This window comes from Desmonostoc vinosum (genome assembly GCF_059505385.1).
Window position 1 is genome coordinate 20,606 of the sequence record NZ_JCACKM010000046.1, and the last position, 17,227, is coordinate 37,832.

General features: G+C 39.7%; 12 protein-coding genes, 2 pseudogenes and 1 CRISPR repeat array. Of the genes and pseudogenes, 6 read left to right on the forward strand and 8 right to left on the reverse strand.

Annotated elements, in window-relative coordinates; genetic code table 11:
- Positions 1-28: 28 nt before the first annotated feature.
- A complete protein-coding gene (locus AC5JMF_RS07995) occupies positions 29-1,306 on the forward strand; it encodes a competence/damage-inducible protein A (protein WP_495795195.1) in 1,278 nt (425 codons plus the stop codon).
- Here AC5JMF_RS07995 and tnpA read toward each other — a convergent pair.
- Positions 1,303-1,506 (reverse strand): annotated as a pseudogene (gene tnpA, locus AC5JMF_RS08000) (IS200/IS605 family transposase); the annotation flags it as partial. The gene AC5JMF_RS07995 and the pseudogene tnpA sit on opposite strands and share 4 nt — an antisense overlap.
- Before the next feature lie 67 nt (positions 1,507-1,573).
- On the opposite strand from tnpA, the gene AC5JMF_RS08005 reads away from it, so the two are divergent.
- Both AC5JMF_RS08005 and AC5JMF_RS08010 read left to right on the forward strand, forming a co-directional pair.
- On the forward strand, positions 1,574-2,257 hold the full coding sequence (locus tag AC5JMF_RS08005; RefSeq protein WP_495795169.1) for an RNA-guided endonuclease InsQ/TnpB family protein: 684 nt from the start codon (positions 1,574-1,576) through the stop codon (positions 2,255-2,257).
- 459 nt (positions 2,258-2,716) lie between these two features.
- A CRISPR array of direct repeats spans positions 2,717-4,720; the repeat unit is 37 nt; unit sequence GTTTCAATCCCTAATAGGGATTTAGGTAAATTAAAAC.
- Between the two features lie 422 nt (positions 4,721-5,142).
- Positions 5,143-5,265, forward strand: a complete 123-nt coding sequence (locus tag AC5JMF_RS08010; RefSeq protein ID WP_495795170.1) for a transposase DNA-binding-containing protein — start codon at positions 5,143-5,145, stop codon at positions 5,263-5,265.
- On the opposite strand, the pseudogene AC5JMF_RS08015 reads toward AC5JMF_RS08010, so the two are convergent.
- The 4 genes and pseudogenes from AC5JMF_RS08015 to AC5JMF_RS08030 form a co-directional block, all read right to left on the reverse strand.
- A pseudogene (locus AC5JMF_RS08015) lies at positions 5,224-5,418 on the reverse strand (IS1634 family transposase); the annotation flags it as partial. The gene AC5JMF_RS08010 and the pseudogene AC5JMF_RS08015 sit on opposite strands and share 42 nt — an antisense overlap.
- A gap of 436 nt (positions 5,419-5,854) precedes the next feature.
- Positions 5,855-8,848, reverse strand: coding sequence for a UPF0182 family protein (locus tag AC5JMF_RS08020; protein WP_495795171.1), 2,994 nt, complete (start codon positions 8,846-8,848; stop codon positions 5,855-5,857).
- Positions 8,849-9,547: 699 nt separating this feature from the next.
- Entirely contained in the window at positions 9,548-10,822 is a 1,275-nt protein-coding gene (locus AC5JMF_RS08025) for an EndoU domain-containing protein (RefSeq protein ID WP_495795196.1), read from the reverse strand.
- A gap of 281 nt (positions 10,823-11,103) precedes the next feature.
- A complete protein-coding gene (locus AC5JMF_RS08030; protein ID WP_495795172.1) occupies positions 11,104-11,595 on the reverse strand; it encodes a hypothetical protein in 492 nt (163 codons plus the stop codon).
- A gap of 158 nt (positions 11,596-11,753) precedes the next feature.
- On the opposite strand from AC5JMF_RS08030, the gene AC5JMF_RS08035 reads away from it, so the two are divergent.
- Both AC5JMF_RS08035 and AC5JMF_RS08040 read left to right on the forward strand, forming a co-directional pair.
- The gene (locus tag AC5JMF_RS08035) at positions 11,754-12,200 is read left to right on the forward strand and encodes an acyl-CoA thioesterase (protein ID WP_495795173.1); all 447 of its coding nucleotides are present in this window, start codon (positions 11,754-11,756) and stop codon (positions 12,198-12,200) included.
- A 17-nt stretch (positions 12,201-12,217) separates the two neighbouring features.
- The gene (locus tag AC5JMF_RS08040) at positions 12,218-12,643 is read left to right on the forward strand and encodes a hypothetical protein (protein WP_495795174.1); all 426 of its coding nucleotides are present in this window, start codon (positions 12,218-12,220) and stop codon (positions 12,641-12,643) included.
- On the opposite strand, the gene AC5JMF_RS08045 is transcribed toward AC5JMF_RS08040, so the two are convergent.
- From AC5JMF_RS08045 to AC5JMF_RS08055, 3 genes are all read right to left on the reverse strand, one after another.
- A complete protein-coding gene (locus tag AC5JMF_RS08045) occupies positions 12,621-12,824 on the reverse strand; it encodes a hypothetical protein (RefSeq protein WP_495795175.1) in 204 nt (67 codons plus the stop codon). The genes AC5JMF_RS08040 and AC5JMF_RS08045 overlap by 23 nt on opposite strands.
- 418 nt (positions 12,825-13,242) lie before the next feature.
- Positions 13,243-14,913, reverse strand: a complete 1,671-nt coding sequence (locus AC5JMF_RS08050) for an alpha-amylase family glycosyl hydrolase (protein WP_495795176.1) — start codon at positions 14,911-14,913, stop codon at positions 13,243-13,245.
- 298 nt (positions 14,914-15,211) lie between these two features.
- Positions 15,212-16,066, reverse strand: coding sequence for a cyanophycinase (locus tag AC5JMF_RS08055; protein WP_495795177.1), 855 nt, complete (start codon positions 16,064-16,066; stop codon positions 15,212-15,214).
- 682 nt (positions 16,067-16,748) lie between these two features.
- Here AC5JMF_RS08055 and AC5JMF_RS08060 point away from each other — a divergent pair.
- Positions 16,749-17,150 carry a phage holin family protein gene (locus AC5JMF_RS08060; RefSeq protein WP_495795178.1) on the forward strand — a complete coding sequence of 134 codons (402 nt, stop codon included), beginning with the start codon at positions 16,749-16,751 and terminating at the stop codon, positions 17,148-17,150.
- The last annotated feature ends 77 nt before the right edge of the window (positions 17,151-17,227 follow it).

Sequence of the window (17,227 nt, forward strand, 5' to 3'; positions counted from 1 at the left end):
GTATTGGGTATCGGAAATCCTTAATCAAATGAGTGCAGAAATTATTTGTGTTGGTACTGAATTGTTGCTAGGAGATATCCTCAACAGTAATGCTCAATTTATAGCTCAACAATTAGCTCAGCTAGGTATTCCCCATTACTATCAAACTGTAGTTGGGGATAACCCAGAACGGTTAAAGCAAATTATCGAAATTGCTATTTCCAGGGCGCAAATTCTCATTTTTACTGGTGGTCTTGGCCCTACACCCGATGATCTCACCTGTGAAACCATCGCCGATTTTTTTAGCGTTCCCTTGGTAGAACGGCCGGAAATCATTGAAGACATAACTCAGAAGTTCGCCCAACGGGGTCGGGTGATGACCCCCAGCAACCGCAAGCAAGCCTTGATTCCTCGAGGTGCAGAAATTTTACCCAACCCCACAGGTACAGCACCTGGTATCATCTGGGAACCCCATCCTGGGATAACGATTTTCACCTTTCCTGGTATTCCCAGTGAGATGTATCAGATGTGGCAAGAAACAGCTGTACCTTTTCTTAAAAATCAAGGCTGGGGTAAGGAAATTATATACAGTCGGAGTTTAAAGTTTTGGGGTATTGGTGAATCTGCTTTAGCGGAAAAAGTTGCTTCTTATTTGAAGTTGCCTAACCCCACGGTAGCGCCTTATGCAGGTAAGGGAGAAGTGAGACTGCGAGTTTCTGCGAAAGCAACTTCGCAAACGGCAGCGGAGGCTTTAATTGCACCGATTGAAAAACAAATTCAAGAAATTGCTGGACTTGATTATTATGGTGCTAATGATGACACTCTCGCCTCTGTAGTTGGTCAATTGTTGCGAGCATCACAGGAAACTTTATCGGTAGCAGAATCTTGTACTGGTGGTGGTTTGGGACAAATGTTGACTGAGATTTCTGGTAGCTCAGATTACTTTTGGGGTGGGGTAATTTCGTATGACAATTCTGTGAAAGTTGGGTTGTTGGGAGTAAATGCAGAAGATTTAAATCAATTTGGGGCAGTAAGTGCTACTGTGGCTCAACAAATGGCACTGGGAGTAAAAACCCGACTCGCAACTACTTGGGGATTGAGTATCACTGGAATTGCTGGCCCAACCGGCGGTACTGATACTAAGCCAGTTGGTTTAGTTTACATCGGTTTAGCGGGGCCAAAAGATGAGGTAGAAAGTTTTGAGTATCGCTTTGGTGTGATGCGGGGACGTGCTTTAATTCGTCATGTGAGTGCGAACGCTGCGTTGGATTTGCTGCGACGGAAGTTATTGACCAGAATTAATGGGATACAAGCCCCATCCTTCTAGGACGGCTTTTCTTGATTTTTGATATACTCCTTTAAGACTTCTAGCGGCGCACCCCCTACAGAAATCGCAAAATAACTTGGACTCCACAAGGCTTCTTTGTGGGGTTTTTTATATCCCATCTGCCCATATCTGCGACTAGAAACGCCTTTTAATGCATTAACTATTTGAGAGATAGACAACTTTGGCGGATATTCGATCAAGTTACCGTCAGCGCCTAGTTCTGTAACGGTAATCAAAGATTGCGCTAATCGCTATTTTTTAAGCTTTGTGGTAGAAGTTGAACCCGTTCAAGTTGATGCTAAAAACCAAAGTATTGGTATTGATTTAGGAATCGAGACTTTTGCTGTAATGAGCAACGGCGACAAAGCTATCAGCCCCAATTATTCAAAGCTGGATAAGAAAATACGCCGCAAACAACGTAAACTAGCACGGCAATCTAAAGACTCAAAACGCAGGAACAAAACTAGAATTCAAACAGCTAAACTTCATAACCGAATAGCAGACACAAGAAAAGACTTTCTACACAAGCTATCAACCAAAGTGGTGAGCGAAAACCAAGCTATTGTTTTGGAAGATTTAAATATTTCAGGAATGGTTAAAAACCGCAAATTATCACGCGCTATTAGTTTGCAGGGATGGCGAGAGTTTAGAACGCTTTGTGAAGCTAAGTCAGTCAAGCTAGGGAGAGATTTTCGCGTTATCAGTCGATGGGAACCCACTAGCCAGACTTGCTCGGAGTGCGGTTATCGGTGGGGCAAGCTTGATTTAAAAGTCCGAAAAGTTCAATGCTTAAACTGTGGCAGCGAACACGATCGAGATGAGAACGCTGCAAAAAATATAAAGAAAGTCGGGATAGGGCATTGCCACGACTCTAAACGGACACAGAGACAGAGTAAGACTATTTCGGTAGCGTCAGTCATTGAAGTGTCAAGTGTTTCCCCGCGCCTTTAGGTCGGTGAGTATGTCAAGAGGTAGCAGTTCAGCTACAGAAAAAGGCTTGCTCCAAAAAGCCATTATTTACGTCTGATGTGAATTAAAAACGGCTATATCGTACTTGTTATGCTAAACAAACACTCTGTTAAGAGGGAACAGAGAACGGTGAAAAGAGCAATCTGAAAGAGTCGATTGCCTCGTGAATTTCTTCAGAATAGTTTCAATCCCTAATAGGTTGTTTGAAAAGTCTAAATTAATACTAAAATAGGCGATTAGAAATCGCGACTATACAGACAAAACCCACCTCCGTGGGTTTCAAGAACTCGATTTTCCGTGTTTTCCAAAGGAGGTGGACTTCGCTTGTGTAGTAGCGAATTATATTCGCCCGAAACTTTTCAAACATCCTCTAATAGGGATTTGGGTTAATTAAAACCTGGCTTAAATGGCGCTCCTGGGAGAGATGGGCAAAACGGTATTGTTTCAATCCCTAATAGGGATTTAGGTAAATTAAAACGCTTTGCGGGAAGCCCGCCCACAGCGCTGTCTCCCCGTTTCAATCCCTAATAGGGATTTAGGTAAATTAAAACCAAAACCCAATCACCGTTTTCGATTTGCCTTACCTGAAGTTTCAATCCCTAATAGGGATTTAGGTAAATTAAAACGCTATATCTGCAATCTGCATCTACAGTAGTAGTAGGTTTCAATCCCTAATAGGGATTTAGGTAAATTAAAACTCGTGCTTGCCTTTGAGGATTTGAATGCGATCGCCAATGTTTCAATCCCTAATAGGGATTTAGGTAAATTAAAACTTTAGTCCGCGCTTTGTTGGCCACAGTTGGCCAACGTTTCAATCCCTAATAGGGATTTAGGTAAATTAAAACATTCTTCATACTATAGAGTCATGTAGAATATTAAGTTTCAATCCCTAATAGGGATTTAGGTAAATTAAAACATTATCCCAGTTGCGATCGCGTCTCTAAACTTGTGCGTTTCAATCCCTAATAGGGATTTAGGTAAATTAAAACATCTGAAAATGTAGCAGATAAGTCTGCTATAGATAAGTTTCAATCCCTAATAGGGATTTAGGTAAATTAAAACAAGTTGTTGAGCCTGAAGTTACAGTGCGATCGCCTGTTTCAATCCCTAATAGGGATTTAGGTAAATTAAAACGCGACCTTCTTAAATGCCATCAACAATCCCTCATTTGTTTCAATCCCTAATAGGGATTTAGGTAAATTAAAACTAACAGTTCGATATACGGAGAACAAGAAGACTTGTTTCAATCCCTAATAGGGATTTAGGTAAATTAAAACAAGTCGGACTTGTCAAAAGTCAAGGGAGACTAGTTTCAATCCCTAATAGGGATTTAGGTAAATTAAAACCTCCAAGACATATGAAGTACTAACCTTCCCAGTAGTATCAGTTTCAATCCCTAATAGGGATTTAGGTAAATTAAAACTCCCGGATTTTCCGCTCCACTGTTTCCATAAGAACTGTTTCAATCCCTAATAGGGATTTAGGTAAATTAAAACTTTGACTCTGAATCTGATTGCCAACTTTCCAGGTTTCAATCCCTAATAGGGATTTAGGTAAATTAAAACTTTGACAACAAAGTTTGGATTTGAAAACAATTATTTTGTTTCAATCCCTAATAGGGATTTAGGTAAATTAAAACGTGATAGATCGGTATTCAATAAACTAGTCATCAAAGTTTCAATCCCTAATAGGGATTTAGGTAAATTAAAACTTCTGATTTCATCCGGTTGCATATCCCTAAATAGGCGTTTCAATCCCTAATAGGGATTTAGGTAAATTAAAACTTGCTGATTGGATTATCTGCTTGCGATAAACTTGTTTCAATCCCTAATAGGGATTTAGGTAAATTAAAACAGAAACGCTTCAAACGGGTAAATGCGACTGAGCAGGTTTCAATCCCTAATAGGGATTTAGGTAAATTAAAACTCTCTACGCAGCAATTAGTACTCTATCTCAGTGCTAGGTTTCAATCCCTAATAGGGATTTAGGTAAATTAAAACTAAAATCCGGTCAGGTAAAGGTCGTGTTGATCGGTTTCAATCCCTAATAGGGATTTAGGTAAATTAAAACTCGGGCGAAGGGCGATCGCTCCCAAAGTGAATTTGCTCGTGGTTTCAATCCCTAATAGGGATTTAGGTAAATTAAAACAACTAAGATGCAATCGCCTCAACAATTGGCAGCATTGTTTCAATCCCTAATAGGGATTTAGGTAAATTAAAACTTGTATGGCGATACACCACAATCGGCATATGGCGTTTTAGCAGTTTCAATCCCTAATAGGGATTTAGGTAAATTAAAACCCAGGCGATCGCATACAACATCGGCAATCGAATAGTTTCAATCCCTAATAGGGATTTAGGTAAATTAAAACCTGGCGTTCAACAATCAACAATCATCAATAACCGTACGTTTCAATCCCTAATAGGGATTTAGGTAAATTAAAACGGCCGGGGTCTGCGAGCCTTGGTATATTTGGTTTTCAAGGTTCAAAAGTGGCAACCTGTAGCTAAGATACCTTTTCAGACGTTTGGCTGTCAAGAGCGCAAGAATAATAAATCACCTCAAAAGCAATTGTGATAAGGATTTGAGGGTGTGGTGTCAACCTCCAAAACACTCAAAGAGGATTCAAAGCTGGAGAGGATAAGCTTTTCAGGCACAAAATTTTATTTTGTTTGAAAAACACCTACTGGTTGACCCCATAATTACTAATTCACATTAGGCGTCATTTGGAAAATATTAACTGAATCGCCGTAAGTCCCCCTGCCTCACCTATGCATTATAAACATCTTTGGTTACAGAAAAGTTGACAAAAGGCAGAAATTGTGTTTTTTATCTAGCAAGACCTGGAAGCAGACCAAACTCAGCAAATGGAACAATGGATTACACAAGAACTAAAAACAACTGAATTAGGGGATACCAGACTCACCGTTCGCGTAATAGAATTTGACTTACGAGGAATTATCCACAAGATTGCTATAAATATCAGGTGAAAGTCCAAGTAAACTAATGATTTCCTGCTGTAGAGGGTTTAAAGGAGGAACATAACCAAAATGCTGACCACGGACTTCTATAATCGTCAAAGTGAGGTTAGAAAAAGCACGTAAAAACCTCTCAGCAGCAGGTTTATCAGTTTGTTTTTTTGGGGTTATTATAGCCCAGTAAGAATTTTGCTCTGTGTTTCTAGTTATCGTCGGACAACAAACTCTATTGGACTTTGTAATACAAACATCAAAAACCCAGTCTTAGTGACCGGGTTTTTGAGCAATAAGGATGGGGTGTATTCCCCAAAGATTAGTTATAAGTGTTAAGTATAGACTCTAAATATGAATACCACAGTAGTTTGAGCGATTCCGGAGGATTCCTCAAAAGTTTTTAGAGTAGTTTTTGTCGCCAAGGGCATGAGTGATATCATGTTCGTCTGAAGACTTATCGTTAGGGCTGACGCGGGGACGCGGGGACACGGGGACGCGGGGACGCGGGGACACGGGGACAGGGAGAAATTTTAATAATAAGTAATTACGCGAACTTGATATGAAATACAGCCTGTGATGGAACGCGTCTTTGCGTCTTCTTCAATGACTATTGACTAGGTGGACTTGCTTGCTCAAAGGGACGGATAATGGCAGGGGCTGGTGTGACTTGTGGTTGAAAGATTGCCTGTAGTGCTTGCTCTAAGGTCTGTGTCATGACAATGCGGTTTTCATAAGCTACTACCACCCGCACCAGAGTTGGTAAGCTATTCTGTGTTGCTTCTAAATAAATTGGCTCGACGTACAGCAGCGATTGCTCAATTGGAATTACTAATAGATTACCTTGAATGGCTCTCGATCCTTGACGATTCCACAAGGAAATTTGTTGGGAAATTACCGGGTCTTGGTTGATTCGGGCTTCGATTTGTTCTGTGCCGTAAACTAGACGCTCTTTAGGAAAGACATACAACAATAACTTACCGTAGTTTTCACCATCCGATCGCGCTGCTAACCAAGCTATTAAATTAGTCCTTTGTTTAGGGGTGTAAGGCAAAAGCAAGATAAATTCTTCAAAGGGAACAGTAGGCAAACTGGTAATCAAATAATAAGGTTCTACTGGTCGGGCTTCGCTACCATAAATTTCATTGGGGATTTGCCACTGGTCTTCCCGGTTGTAAAATACCTGGGGATCGGTCATGTGATATGTCATCAACCGCTCAGATTGAATTCTAAAAAAGTCCGTTGGGTAACGCACATGACTACGGAGGGTTGCAGGCATGGTACTCAGCGGTTGGAACATCTTGGGAAATATTGCTGACCAGGTAGTAATTAGCGGATCGCTTGTATCAGTGGTATAAAATTTTACTGTTCCATGGTAAGCATCAACTACTACTTTAACGGAATTACGAATGTAGTTGATGTTATCCCTATCTGTATCTGAATAAGGATAGCGATCGCTGGTTGTGTAAGCATCGATAATCCAGTAAAGATAATTTTGATTGTGATCATTGCTGGTATTGGTATTAGCAACAACTAGATAAGGGTCGCTGTCAAATTTTAAAAAAGGTGCGATCGCGCGAATTCTTTGGTTAATGTTCCGTCGAAATAATACCTTTGTCTGAGGTGTAAAGTCCTGTGTAAACACCATCTGCCAGTCTCTTAAATACGTAGCAAATAGCCACCGACGCCACAGTGAACTAATGGAGACACCACCCTGTCCATCATAACTATTGTATACATTATCACTACCACTGGGATAGTCTAGCTCTTTGGCTTTTGTGCCTGTCATGACATACGTATTAGCAATTTCACCATAATAAATTCGGGGTTGCCCAATGGGAATGCTGTTACGAATGGTTTCGCTAGATGTGCTAAGGGCACTCTTGTTACCGCTAATATCTTTGACAAAATATTCTGGTAGTCCACCTGTTCCGGCTGTATTCACCGGACTCATGGTAAACCCGTAGCCATGAGTATAAATTAAATGACGGTTAACCCAAGTTTGAGCTTGTTGTGGTACGGCAGTGTAGTCTAATTCCCTTGCTGCAATTAGTACTTGCCGCTGTTCGGTTGCTTCGGTTGGCTGAGATACTGGTGGCTGTTGAGATGCAGCTGGTCTGGTTGCAGTTATGTCTGTTTCTAGGGTATACCGATCAATATCGGCATCGGGAAACCGATAGTAGGGTCGAATTTGTTGCAGTTGACGGTTAGTTTCTAGCAGCGGCCGCTGATCCCAAAGGCGAATATTACGAATGGTTAAGTCATTAGCTTTGATATCTGCTTGAGTTAGTGTTCCTTGCGGGTTGAAGGGAATAGTATTGATTGCTTGTAAGCCGAATGCCTGCCGAGTCAAGGCAATAGTCCGCTGAATGTAGGGTTGCTCTCGTTGCAATTCATTTGGTTCAACAATTAAATATTGCACCGCAGTTGGCAAAATCCAGCCACCCAAGACAGCTAAGACAAAATATAGCCCTGATAGGTAAAATCCAAATCGGTGATACCGAGACTTATATCGCCAAAAAATCGTTCGCCACAGTAGATAAAATGCGATCGCCACTGCCAGAACGCACAAAATTGTGTAAGCTGGCAACTGTGTTGTGACATCGGTATAGCTAGCACCATAACTCACCCCACGGGTAGAATATACCAATTCGTAACGGCTAAGCCAGTAGCTCAAAGCTATCACCAGCATTAAACAGCCACCCAAACCAGACACATGACGCTGCTGTCTAGGCGAAAAACCAGGGAAAATTCCCTGACTTAAACTGTGTCCCGAGAGGAGATAGGTAAGGGTGACAGCCACAAAACCATATAAAGATAACCCCATCAGCCACAGTTCCAGTATTTCCCAGACTGGGAGGTGAAATACGTAGAAGCTGATATCTTTGCGAAATAGCGGCTCAGAGTTATTAAAGAGCGTGGGGTGAAAATATTGTAGTATCTTTGCCCAATGTTGGGATAATAAAAACCCGAATATGGCAGTAAACAAAACTGCGATCGCGCTGAGGATAAATTGGGGATAAATTAGGATAGCGATCGTTATTCCCCCAAGTAATCCAAGATACCAAACTTGAGAGACAATTTGCTTACTAAGTTGCCCGATAATTTCTGGTCGAAACAGCATCGGCACAGGTAAGCTAGCTTTGCTAACTGGAGAATGCCAGTAAGAAAGGGCAATCTGACTGTAATGGGCTAGCATTAAGCCTACCAATAAGCTCAACACTAAAGCTAATGGTAATAGCCAGCGCAGTTTTAAGGGTTGTAAGCGTTGATGATCGGATGTTTTAGTTGCATCGAATCTCTGATAGTCAGGACTGAGAAAGCTTTTGAGTTCACTATCTAGTCCTTCAACTTGCTCAAGCTTCCAAGACTGGGGATACTTCAAATGTTGTGCTAACCACAAATTTCCCAGAAGATAGGCAGCAGTTATACTAACCACAACTGCCCACAAAGCACCTTTAGTGAGTACTCTCAGTAAAAATACTTGCAAATAACCGACTTTTTGAAACCAGAGAATCTCTGCACCCAAGTGGGAACTCAAATCCCAGAGTAGCCACAGCGCTAATAATCCAATTAATAATCTAAAGCACCACTTCCAGAACATTTTACTTGGGGTATCTGTAATTGCTTGCGTGCCCTATGCTCTATTTTATAATCGCCTGAGATGCAAAGCGGCAGAACGCCAAGAATACTGAGGAACAAAGGTATCGATGAGATGCAATTTCAAAAAAATAGAGTGGGAGGAAGCATACCACTTAGCTTTACAACTCCCACTCTGCCATTTGCCGCTGGAGTGAACAGAAATATTTGTACAGACGTTGTTTGTGATTTAGGGGGCTAATTCGTATTTCAACAACGCCACGTATTGATTAGTTCTGTTGCAGCAAATGTCAAACTTAATTATTAATATTTATTTGGCTAGATGTAGATTTGTTTGTTCTATGATTCCTACGCTAGAAAGTACTAGTAAATAAGCTAAACTTACGTGGTAGACCCTGATAACAACACCCTTGAAGTCGTTTATCTTCTACAATTTAACTTGACTTATCTAGGATGTGGTTGCCATTTTGGCAGGTTTTTAAATTTCTTGGTTGCTCATCTCAAATACTGTTTATTAATTAAAATTTTCTATTTTCACGCAGAGACGCAGAGGCGCAGAGGCAAGGCAGCGCGGTCTTGGGGTCTCCCCCATGAGCGACTGCCGCGCAGAAGAGGACACTTGCGTGCGGAGTTCGCCCCAGTTGAACAATGTGTCCGTTGTGCATAGAGTGAATGATATGAAAATATCTCTTCCCCCCACTCCCTACTCCCCATTACAATTGGGATTACCACTGGGAGTAGCATCAGGATAAAAAGTACGGATAGCACCTTCTCTTCTGACAAATACGGCTTTGAACGTTTTACCATCGTCGGTTACACTCAAATTACAGGCTTGGTTGGTAGTGCTGGTGTTGGGGTTGTTCTTATAACCTAAAGTTGCTACTGATAGAATTTCTTCAGCGTTGAGAGTGTAAGGATAACCTTTGATAGAAGATTGAGCTGTTCCGTTGCCAACCTTCATCACTACGCCCATTGTGTAGACTGCACCGGGAATGACTTCTTCTCTATAAGTGTTATTGCTCAGCCGTCCGGCTAAACCTTGATTTTGAAGTTCAATATAACGGCCAATAAAATGTAGTCCGCCAATAGAACCACCTATAACTGGTTCGCCACAGAAGACATGCTCAAAACCTTCCACGTTAAACCAGACATCGGTTAAGTCTTCTAAGAATTGTGCATCAGAAGTCCGACCTGTTTCTAGAAATCCTCCTACATATGCTTTGATATTTGCCAAGACAGTAGGATTATTTTGCATTAAAGATTGGAAACCGCTACGACTAACGACTGTACCGGGTGCGCCACAAAGCTGATTCACGGCTGTGTCAAAACTGTTGAGAGTTGGTGGTATGGGTGTAACATCAGCTGGACTACCGTAGGCTAAGCCTGATACAGGATTGTTGATATCGTCAAAGAAGGGTAAAGAACCAGATGGTAGGGAAGGAGAACCAGAAGAACCATAATCAGTAATTACGATGTCATCAATGTTGGTTCTGTTTGCAGTTCCATCTGTCTTACGAACTTCACAGCGAACTGTGCCAGCAATATTGGGAGTAAAGGTTGCTGTTTGCAGTGTTGTGGAAGTAGTAGTGATTACAGAACCAATTTGTGCCCATGAAGAACCGCTGTTAGTTGAACACCACATTCCCCAAGTTGTGTTACCGTCGGAACCAAACTTAGCGTGTTTAATAGTGATGGAACCAGCACCCGTAGTACGGTCAAATTTCATAGTCAATTTGCCGCTGTTGCGAATGCGGGCAGACTGTACTCCACTCTTAGCATCAGAGCTAAGATTGCCAATCAACGCGTCATTAAAATTCCAAACACCTGTACTGAGGTTAGCATCGGCTGCTGCATAACTGCCTTTGACGCCACTCTCAAATCCTTCGGAAATTGTAGCGCCATTCACACTGGAGACATAAAAGAAAAACAACAGCGCGGTTCCTGCTGATACCTTTAAAGGAAAAGCTAATTTGTACATCACTTAACTAGGTTAGATCCTTGATACTAATAGAAATGGTATTGAAAGTAAAATTAAGGCTGAGATTTATTAATTAAATTAATTGATTTATAAAATAATTTTCAAGAGTAAAAACTTTAGTTTTGTATAAACTTAAATTACTCTTAGATTCAGTGAATAATTATTAGTCCTGAAATATACTGATGACTAATAACTATTAAGTTCTCATAGTTTGATTAAATTGTGATTAACTCTCGATTAAAGTAGAGAGACGCTGCAAACAGCGCGTCTCTACGTCTTAACTAATCTTCATCTTCTACCCACAGCATCCCAATTTTTGTATTGCTGAGAATAATAATTCCCGTATCAAATGTTGCTGGAGTTACGGGATTCCATGAGCTGATAGCGGAGTAATTATCGACAAATATTGCATTTGTAAAGAACTGACAATCTTTAGCAAAGAGGTTGAAGATTTGAGTGGAGATTTGCTCAGCTGCTTCTATGTCCATGATTTCTCCACGATAAGCTAAGTCTTTTGTCATCACAAGTAGTGAAATTTTCTTTGCTTCTTCTTGATTAATTTTTAACCATTTATTATCAATATCAAAATATCCTAGTTGAGTGACAAATAAATTGAGAATATTAGTCACGTTTTCTAACTTTTCAACGGTACTATCAGATATTAATTGCTTGATTTCAAACACAATCTTGCCAATATCGCGTTTTGATATTATTTCGGTCTGAAGTTTGGCAAGTTCTGAAGAATCTGAGATGTCTGAGAAGGTAATAGTCATTTTATTTCAGCAATTAATTTATTCAAAACAGTTAATAGGTGATGAAACTCAATACTTATTTTAGTTCGACTTTTAGTTTCTTATTTGTTTGTCGCGGATCATGATTTTTACTTATTTGCTTGTCACCAGTGAGTGACTTTTATTTTCCAGTTAACATCATGCAAAAAATTAGCTTTGACTTAGAAGTTTACTCTTATCAAATCGATTTTTTGGGACATGTCAATAATGCTGTTTATATTCATTGGATGGAGATAGGAAGAACTAAGTTATTAGAGGCTATAGGACTGCCAACTCATGAGATTTTCAATCAAGGTTTTGCACCTGTTTTGGTTCATACTAGTATTACTTATAAATCGCCTTTATATTTAGGCGATCGCGTGCAACTTGAACTTTGGTTAGCTGAACTACGAAATGCTTCTGCTATTATGCAGTTTCGCTTTTACAATAGCCAAAAAACACTTGTTGCTGAAGGACTACAAAAAGGATTATTTGTTGATAAGCGAACTATGCGCCCACGGCGGCTTAGCCCAGAAGAACGCGCTTTGTTTATACCATATTTAATTGCCAACGATGCTGAATCGAATAAGTTTTTGACTGGCATTTAACCTCGAAAGGAGTAATTATGAATATTAACGTTAAACGTCAATCTCTACTGCAATTTTTGTTAATTGTGAGTATTATCGCTACAAGTATTCACTATACAGATAACTTTCTATTTATTAATAGTTATCCTGAACCAAACTGGATTACTCCACCTTCAATTTATATTTCATGGATAGTTATGACAACGGTTGGTATTGTGGGATATTTATTGTATGGGAATAGAAAATATTGGCTAGCGTATATGTGTCTTGCTATTTATTCTTTAACTGGTTTGAGTAGTTTAGGACATTATTTATATGGAAGTATGTCTCAATTTTCGTTGAGAATGCACTTGTTTATCTGTACAGATGGGATTACAGGATTAGCAGTTCTGGGATTTACGCTTTGGTCTGGATTAATTCTGAGGGAATGGCATACTGAACTCAATTCTGTTGATCAAGAGTAATCAAATGATCGTCTAAATCGAAGGATACACAAGGGCTGTCAATTTCCTGTGTTGGTTGGAATGAATTGCAAAAAATCACAGTAGAACAATTAATTTCTATCTCATCAGGATGAATGCACTCTATGATTTTTTCTATCAGAATATGAAAAGCACAGTCGTTGCAGAGAGTTTGATGCTGCATAGTTTATGAAGTTGGAAAGGAAAGAGAACTAACCGCAGAGAACGCGTTTGTAATTCGTAATTCGTAATTTGTAATTGTCAACTTAAGCTAGAAATAGCTTCGGTGTTGGCTTCCTCGCCCGCCAAGAAATAAATTTCTTGGCTAATAGCTCAAGTCTACTGAAGTAGACTCAAAATCTTGAGGGATATTTAGTCATCTTCAGATGACTTTTGCTATCAGCAAGGAACTTCAGTTCCTTGCGGGACATCGGTTCTATGTTAACTTGACACCAATGGCTTTTCGGTCCACCCCACAAGAGTTTGATTTAATTTGATTATGCAATTTAAACGTTTTTTAGCTTAGTAAGGACTTTAGTCCTCTAACATGAAAGCACGCTTTGTGCTGACTACGAACCTTGCAGAATTTAGGGGACAAACCACTAGCATGAAATAAATATCTTGGCTGTGTAGCTGGGTAGGTCTGTAACTAAATCATCTTCTCCTATTTCTATTTCACGGTTGCCAAACCAATCTTGCCAATACTCAACTTCTGGAAAGTTGGGAATTTCATGTTTGATGAGATCTTGGTCAGAGAAATTAGCAACAACAACGACATGGGAAACTTGGTTGTTCCAGCGAGTGTAGGCTAACACTTTGGCCTCCGCATTTTCGTAGAAAAAATCGATATTGTTGCTTTGTAATGCTGGGTTTTGTCGGCGTAAGACAATCAGTTTTTTGTAATAGGTAAATAAATTTCGATTTTGGTCGTTTGCTAATAAAGACCAGTTAATTTTTTGTGGCTGTGTGACACTTTCACTTTTTGGTTGGTATTCGCCAAATTCTTCTCCCATCCATAACATCGGTATGCCCATTGCTGTCATTAATAAGACAGCTGCTAGTTTATCGCGTGCAAATGCAGCTTTGTCAAATATGGAGCGATCGCCTAATTCTTTTAACAGACGTTCGCGGTCATGAGTTGCGATATAGTTGATCACATTGGTGGCGATCGCATAACCTTGTTGTTTAGGATCTAAAATCTGCTTCAAATGATCTAATTCAAATTTTTCACCACTGATTATTGGCACCATAAAGTAGCGAAAACTCTCGTGCCAACATCCATCTAATGGCCCATCTGGTTTGACTACGGTGTTTGTATCAGGGATGTGTTCGGCGATGTTATAAAACTCCTTGGGTGCAGCATGGTTTTTCGTTTGCTTGGCTAGCCAGTCGAAAAATTCAAAATTAGCCAATTGCCGCACTGCATCAAAGCGAATTCCATCAATGTGATACTCTTTAATCCAAAATTGCACTACATCGCCAATATATTTCCATGCAGGCTTAACATCTAATTTTTGATCATAATTGTTGTAGTTAAACTCTGGCCCCCAGTAATTTGCTGGGTCTTCTGGATAATGCATGTGTTCGTAGTACCAGTAATTTCGGTCAATCAGCATTAAGGGGCATTCTTCATCTGTATGATTATAAATTCCATCAATGAAAACGCGAATGCCTCTACCATGACACTCATCAATTAAGTGTTTTAAATCTGCTGTTGAACCGTAACTAGATTCTGTTGCAAAAAAGTGCCGAACCTTATAACCCCAACTGTAATTACCAGGGTATTCATTAACAGGCATTAATTCTATTGCGTTAATTCCTAGTTCACTGAGATAATCTAACTTATCAATTATCCCTAAATATTTGCCTCGTTTTTCAAGATCAGTTTCATCACCTGTAAAATCGGCAACGTGCATTTCATATATTACTAATTCCTGATTATTAGATAATGACTGATCATCGTGCCGCCAAACATAAGCGTCAACAATTCGTTTACCATCTTTAATTCGCACAATCCCTTGTTTTTTAGCTTCATCAACATCTGTGGCGTAGGGATCAATCACCTCTATCCATTCATTAGAGGCAAAATTCGGACTTTGAGTTTGAATGCGAAACTTATATTGATAAATGCCATCTGCCAATTCTATTTGAGTTCGGAAATAACCATCTTCACCTTTTTGCATGGGTATTTCTTTCCCTGCTAAAAAAGAACCAATTAATGCGGCTTTCTGATTACGAGGAGCAAACAATTTAAATTCAATGGAACTTGTCATTTTATTTTTTTAAAGTGATTGATATAGCAATTTTCAATTAAGTTAGTTAACAAATGGCAGTGTCAGGTTTTACACTTTTGTTTATTAATTTATATTGAAAAATGCTATCTGGTTAATAAGATAATTTTTTAGTATATTATTATTGGTAGCTTCTGCCTCAAGAAATAACAATAAATAATATTAAAATATTTAATCTTTTACCAGTTTGAAATAAGAATGCAAAAAAACCCCGCTTTTTTAAAAAGCCGGGAATCTGAATTTTCCACTTTTTACAAATCAAATATAATTACTGGAAAACTTAAGCGTTTGCTGAGGCAACTGGTACAGCAACATCTGCTACCGAGCCATTTTTGGGAATGGGCTTACGAGTCTTGAGGTCAAATTTGTAACCATGGGGCAAAATATGTAACTTCGCGCCAAAAATCGCCAACGACTCATCTTTTAAAATTTCATCCATGTTGTTATATGTAGCTTCTGATTCATCCACAACTGTGATAGCACCTTCGCCAATTACTTCAAATTGGTTATCAGTAACTGCCATCGCGGTATTTTCATCAATACCAAATCCTAAAACAGCAGGCTGTTGTACCAAAGCAGAAATTAGGCGTCCTAAGCGACCGCGTTGTAAAAAATGTTGGTCAATTACTACTCCTGGTAAAAAACCCATACCAGGGCCAATTTCCACAATTTCCATCCGAGGATTAGTTTGAGAGTCACCCTCGACAATCATATTATCTGGCATCACCGCAGCACCTGCGCTTGTGCCTGCTATGACTGCGCCTTCTGCAAACCGTTTGTGTATAGCTGTATCAATTTCAGTATCTTTAAGAATACTAGTAATACGAGCCTGGTCTCCTCCTGTAAAGAATACACCAGTTGCTTTGGCGATCGCAGCTAGTGCAGTGGATGAGGTTGCATCTTCACGGGTTTCTGTATCTACAATCCGAACATCTTCGGCCCCTAAACGTTCAAACACCCTGATATAATTCTCTCCTACTTCTCTTGGCAGTTCTGTGGCTGCTGTCATAATCACAATATTTGCTTTTGTACCCCCAGCGCGGCGAACAAATTCTCGTAAAATATGGCATTCCCCTTCTTTATCTTCAGCACCGCCAATAATTATTAGCTGCCGCTTAATATTGCTTTCTGTCATATTGGCTCCTAATATGAGTTATTTAATTTCACTAAACCATGACATTCGTACCTACGCAATCAGCTTTTTGGTAGATTACGACACATAAATAGAAGGAAATGGGGTACTGGGGAACTCGTGGCCCCCGCTCGCGGAGGGAGTGGGGATGAGGGGTAATGGGGAATGGATAAAAACATGTTGTTAATATTTCGTCAACATACTCAAGAAGGAGTTAGAAATACTTGTGATTTATAAAATTGATTTTTCAGTACTATGATGCTCAAGTTGCTATAAAAAAATCCCAAATAGCTTGCTATGTGTGGGAAACTACGCTAATTTTTCGACATTAATTTCTTAACACTGCCTTTTTCCTTTGTTAAGCGTTCCCTTTTGCAAACATGTCTATTTGGTATAACAAGTACGGTAGAGCCATAAAGTTGTACTAATGACCCTAATTTTATGGAAACAATCGGGTCTAAAACCTTGCCTTTGAAGGCGAAAGGTTTTTGGAGGGGGGTTATAAATCCCCGTTACAAAAATGGCCCCCTGCCTCCTAGCTTCGTTAAAATATAAGTCCTTGAAATTCTCGACCAAATGGTAGAAGCAGAATCTATCTTGCAAAAGATGCTAAAGCTTAGCGCTTAGTTAAAGATGGAAATAAGACATGCACAATATAAATTTTTGGTTCTATAGGTGAAGAAAAATGATGGGAACCTTTTTAACCGCGATCGCTACAGCTTTAAGTCTGCTAATTGTTGATTTAGTAATCCCTGGTGTTAATATCGCTAACTTTCCCGCTGCTATAATTGCCGCTTTAGTAATTGGTGCAATTAACGGTTCAGTTAAACCAGTTCTTTCTACTCTCTCTCTACCGCTTAACTTTGTATCATTAGGAGCCTTTTCGCTAATTATTAACGGTTTGTGTTTCTGGTTAGCAGCAGTGCTGGTTCCTGGATTCTCAGTTAGAGGAATTATCGCTTTTCTGATAGGGCCAGTAATTCTATCTTTTTCTAGCACCTTCATCAATAAATACTTTGCTGAGAGAAATCTGGCTTTAACCAGCGGTGGTGATGTAAAAAGCCAAAACGAATTACCCTCTAGCTAAGTAAAATCCCGAATTAAAATAATTCAATGGATGGATTTTATAATTCGGTATGATCACGAGAATGTAATTGACCAATC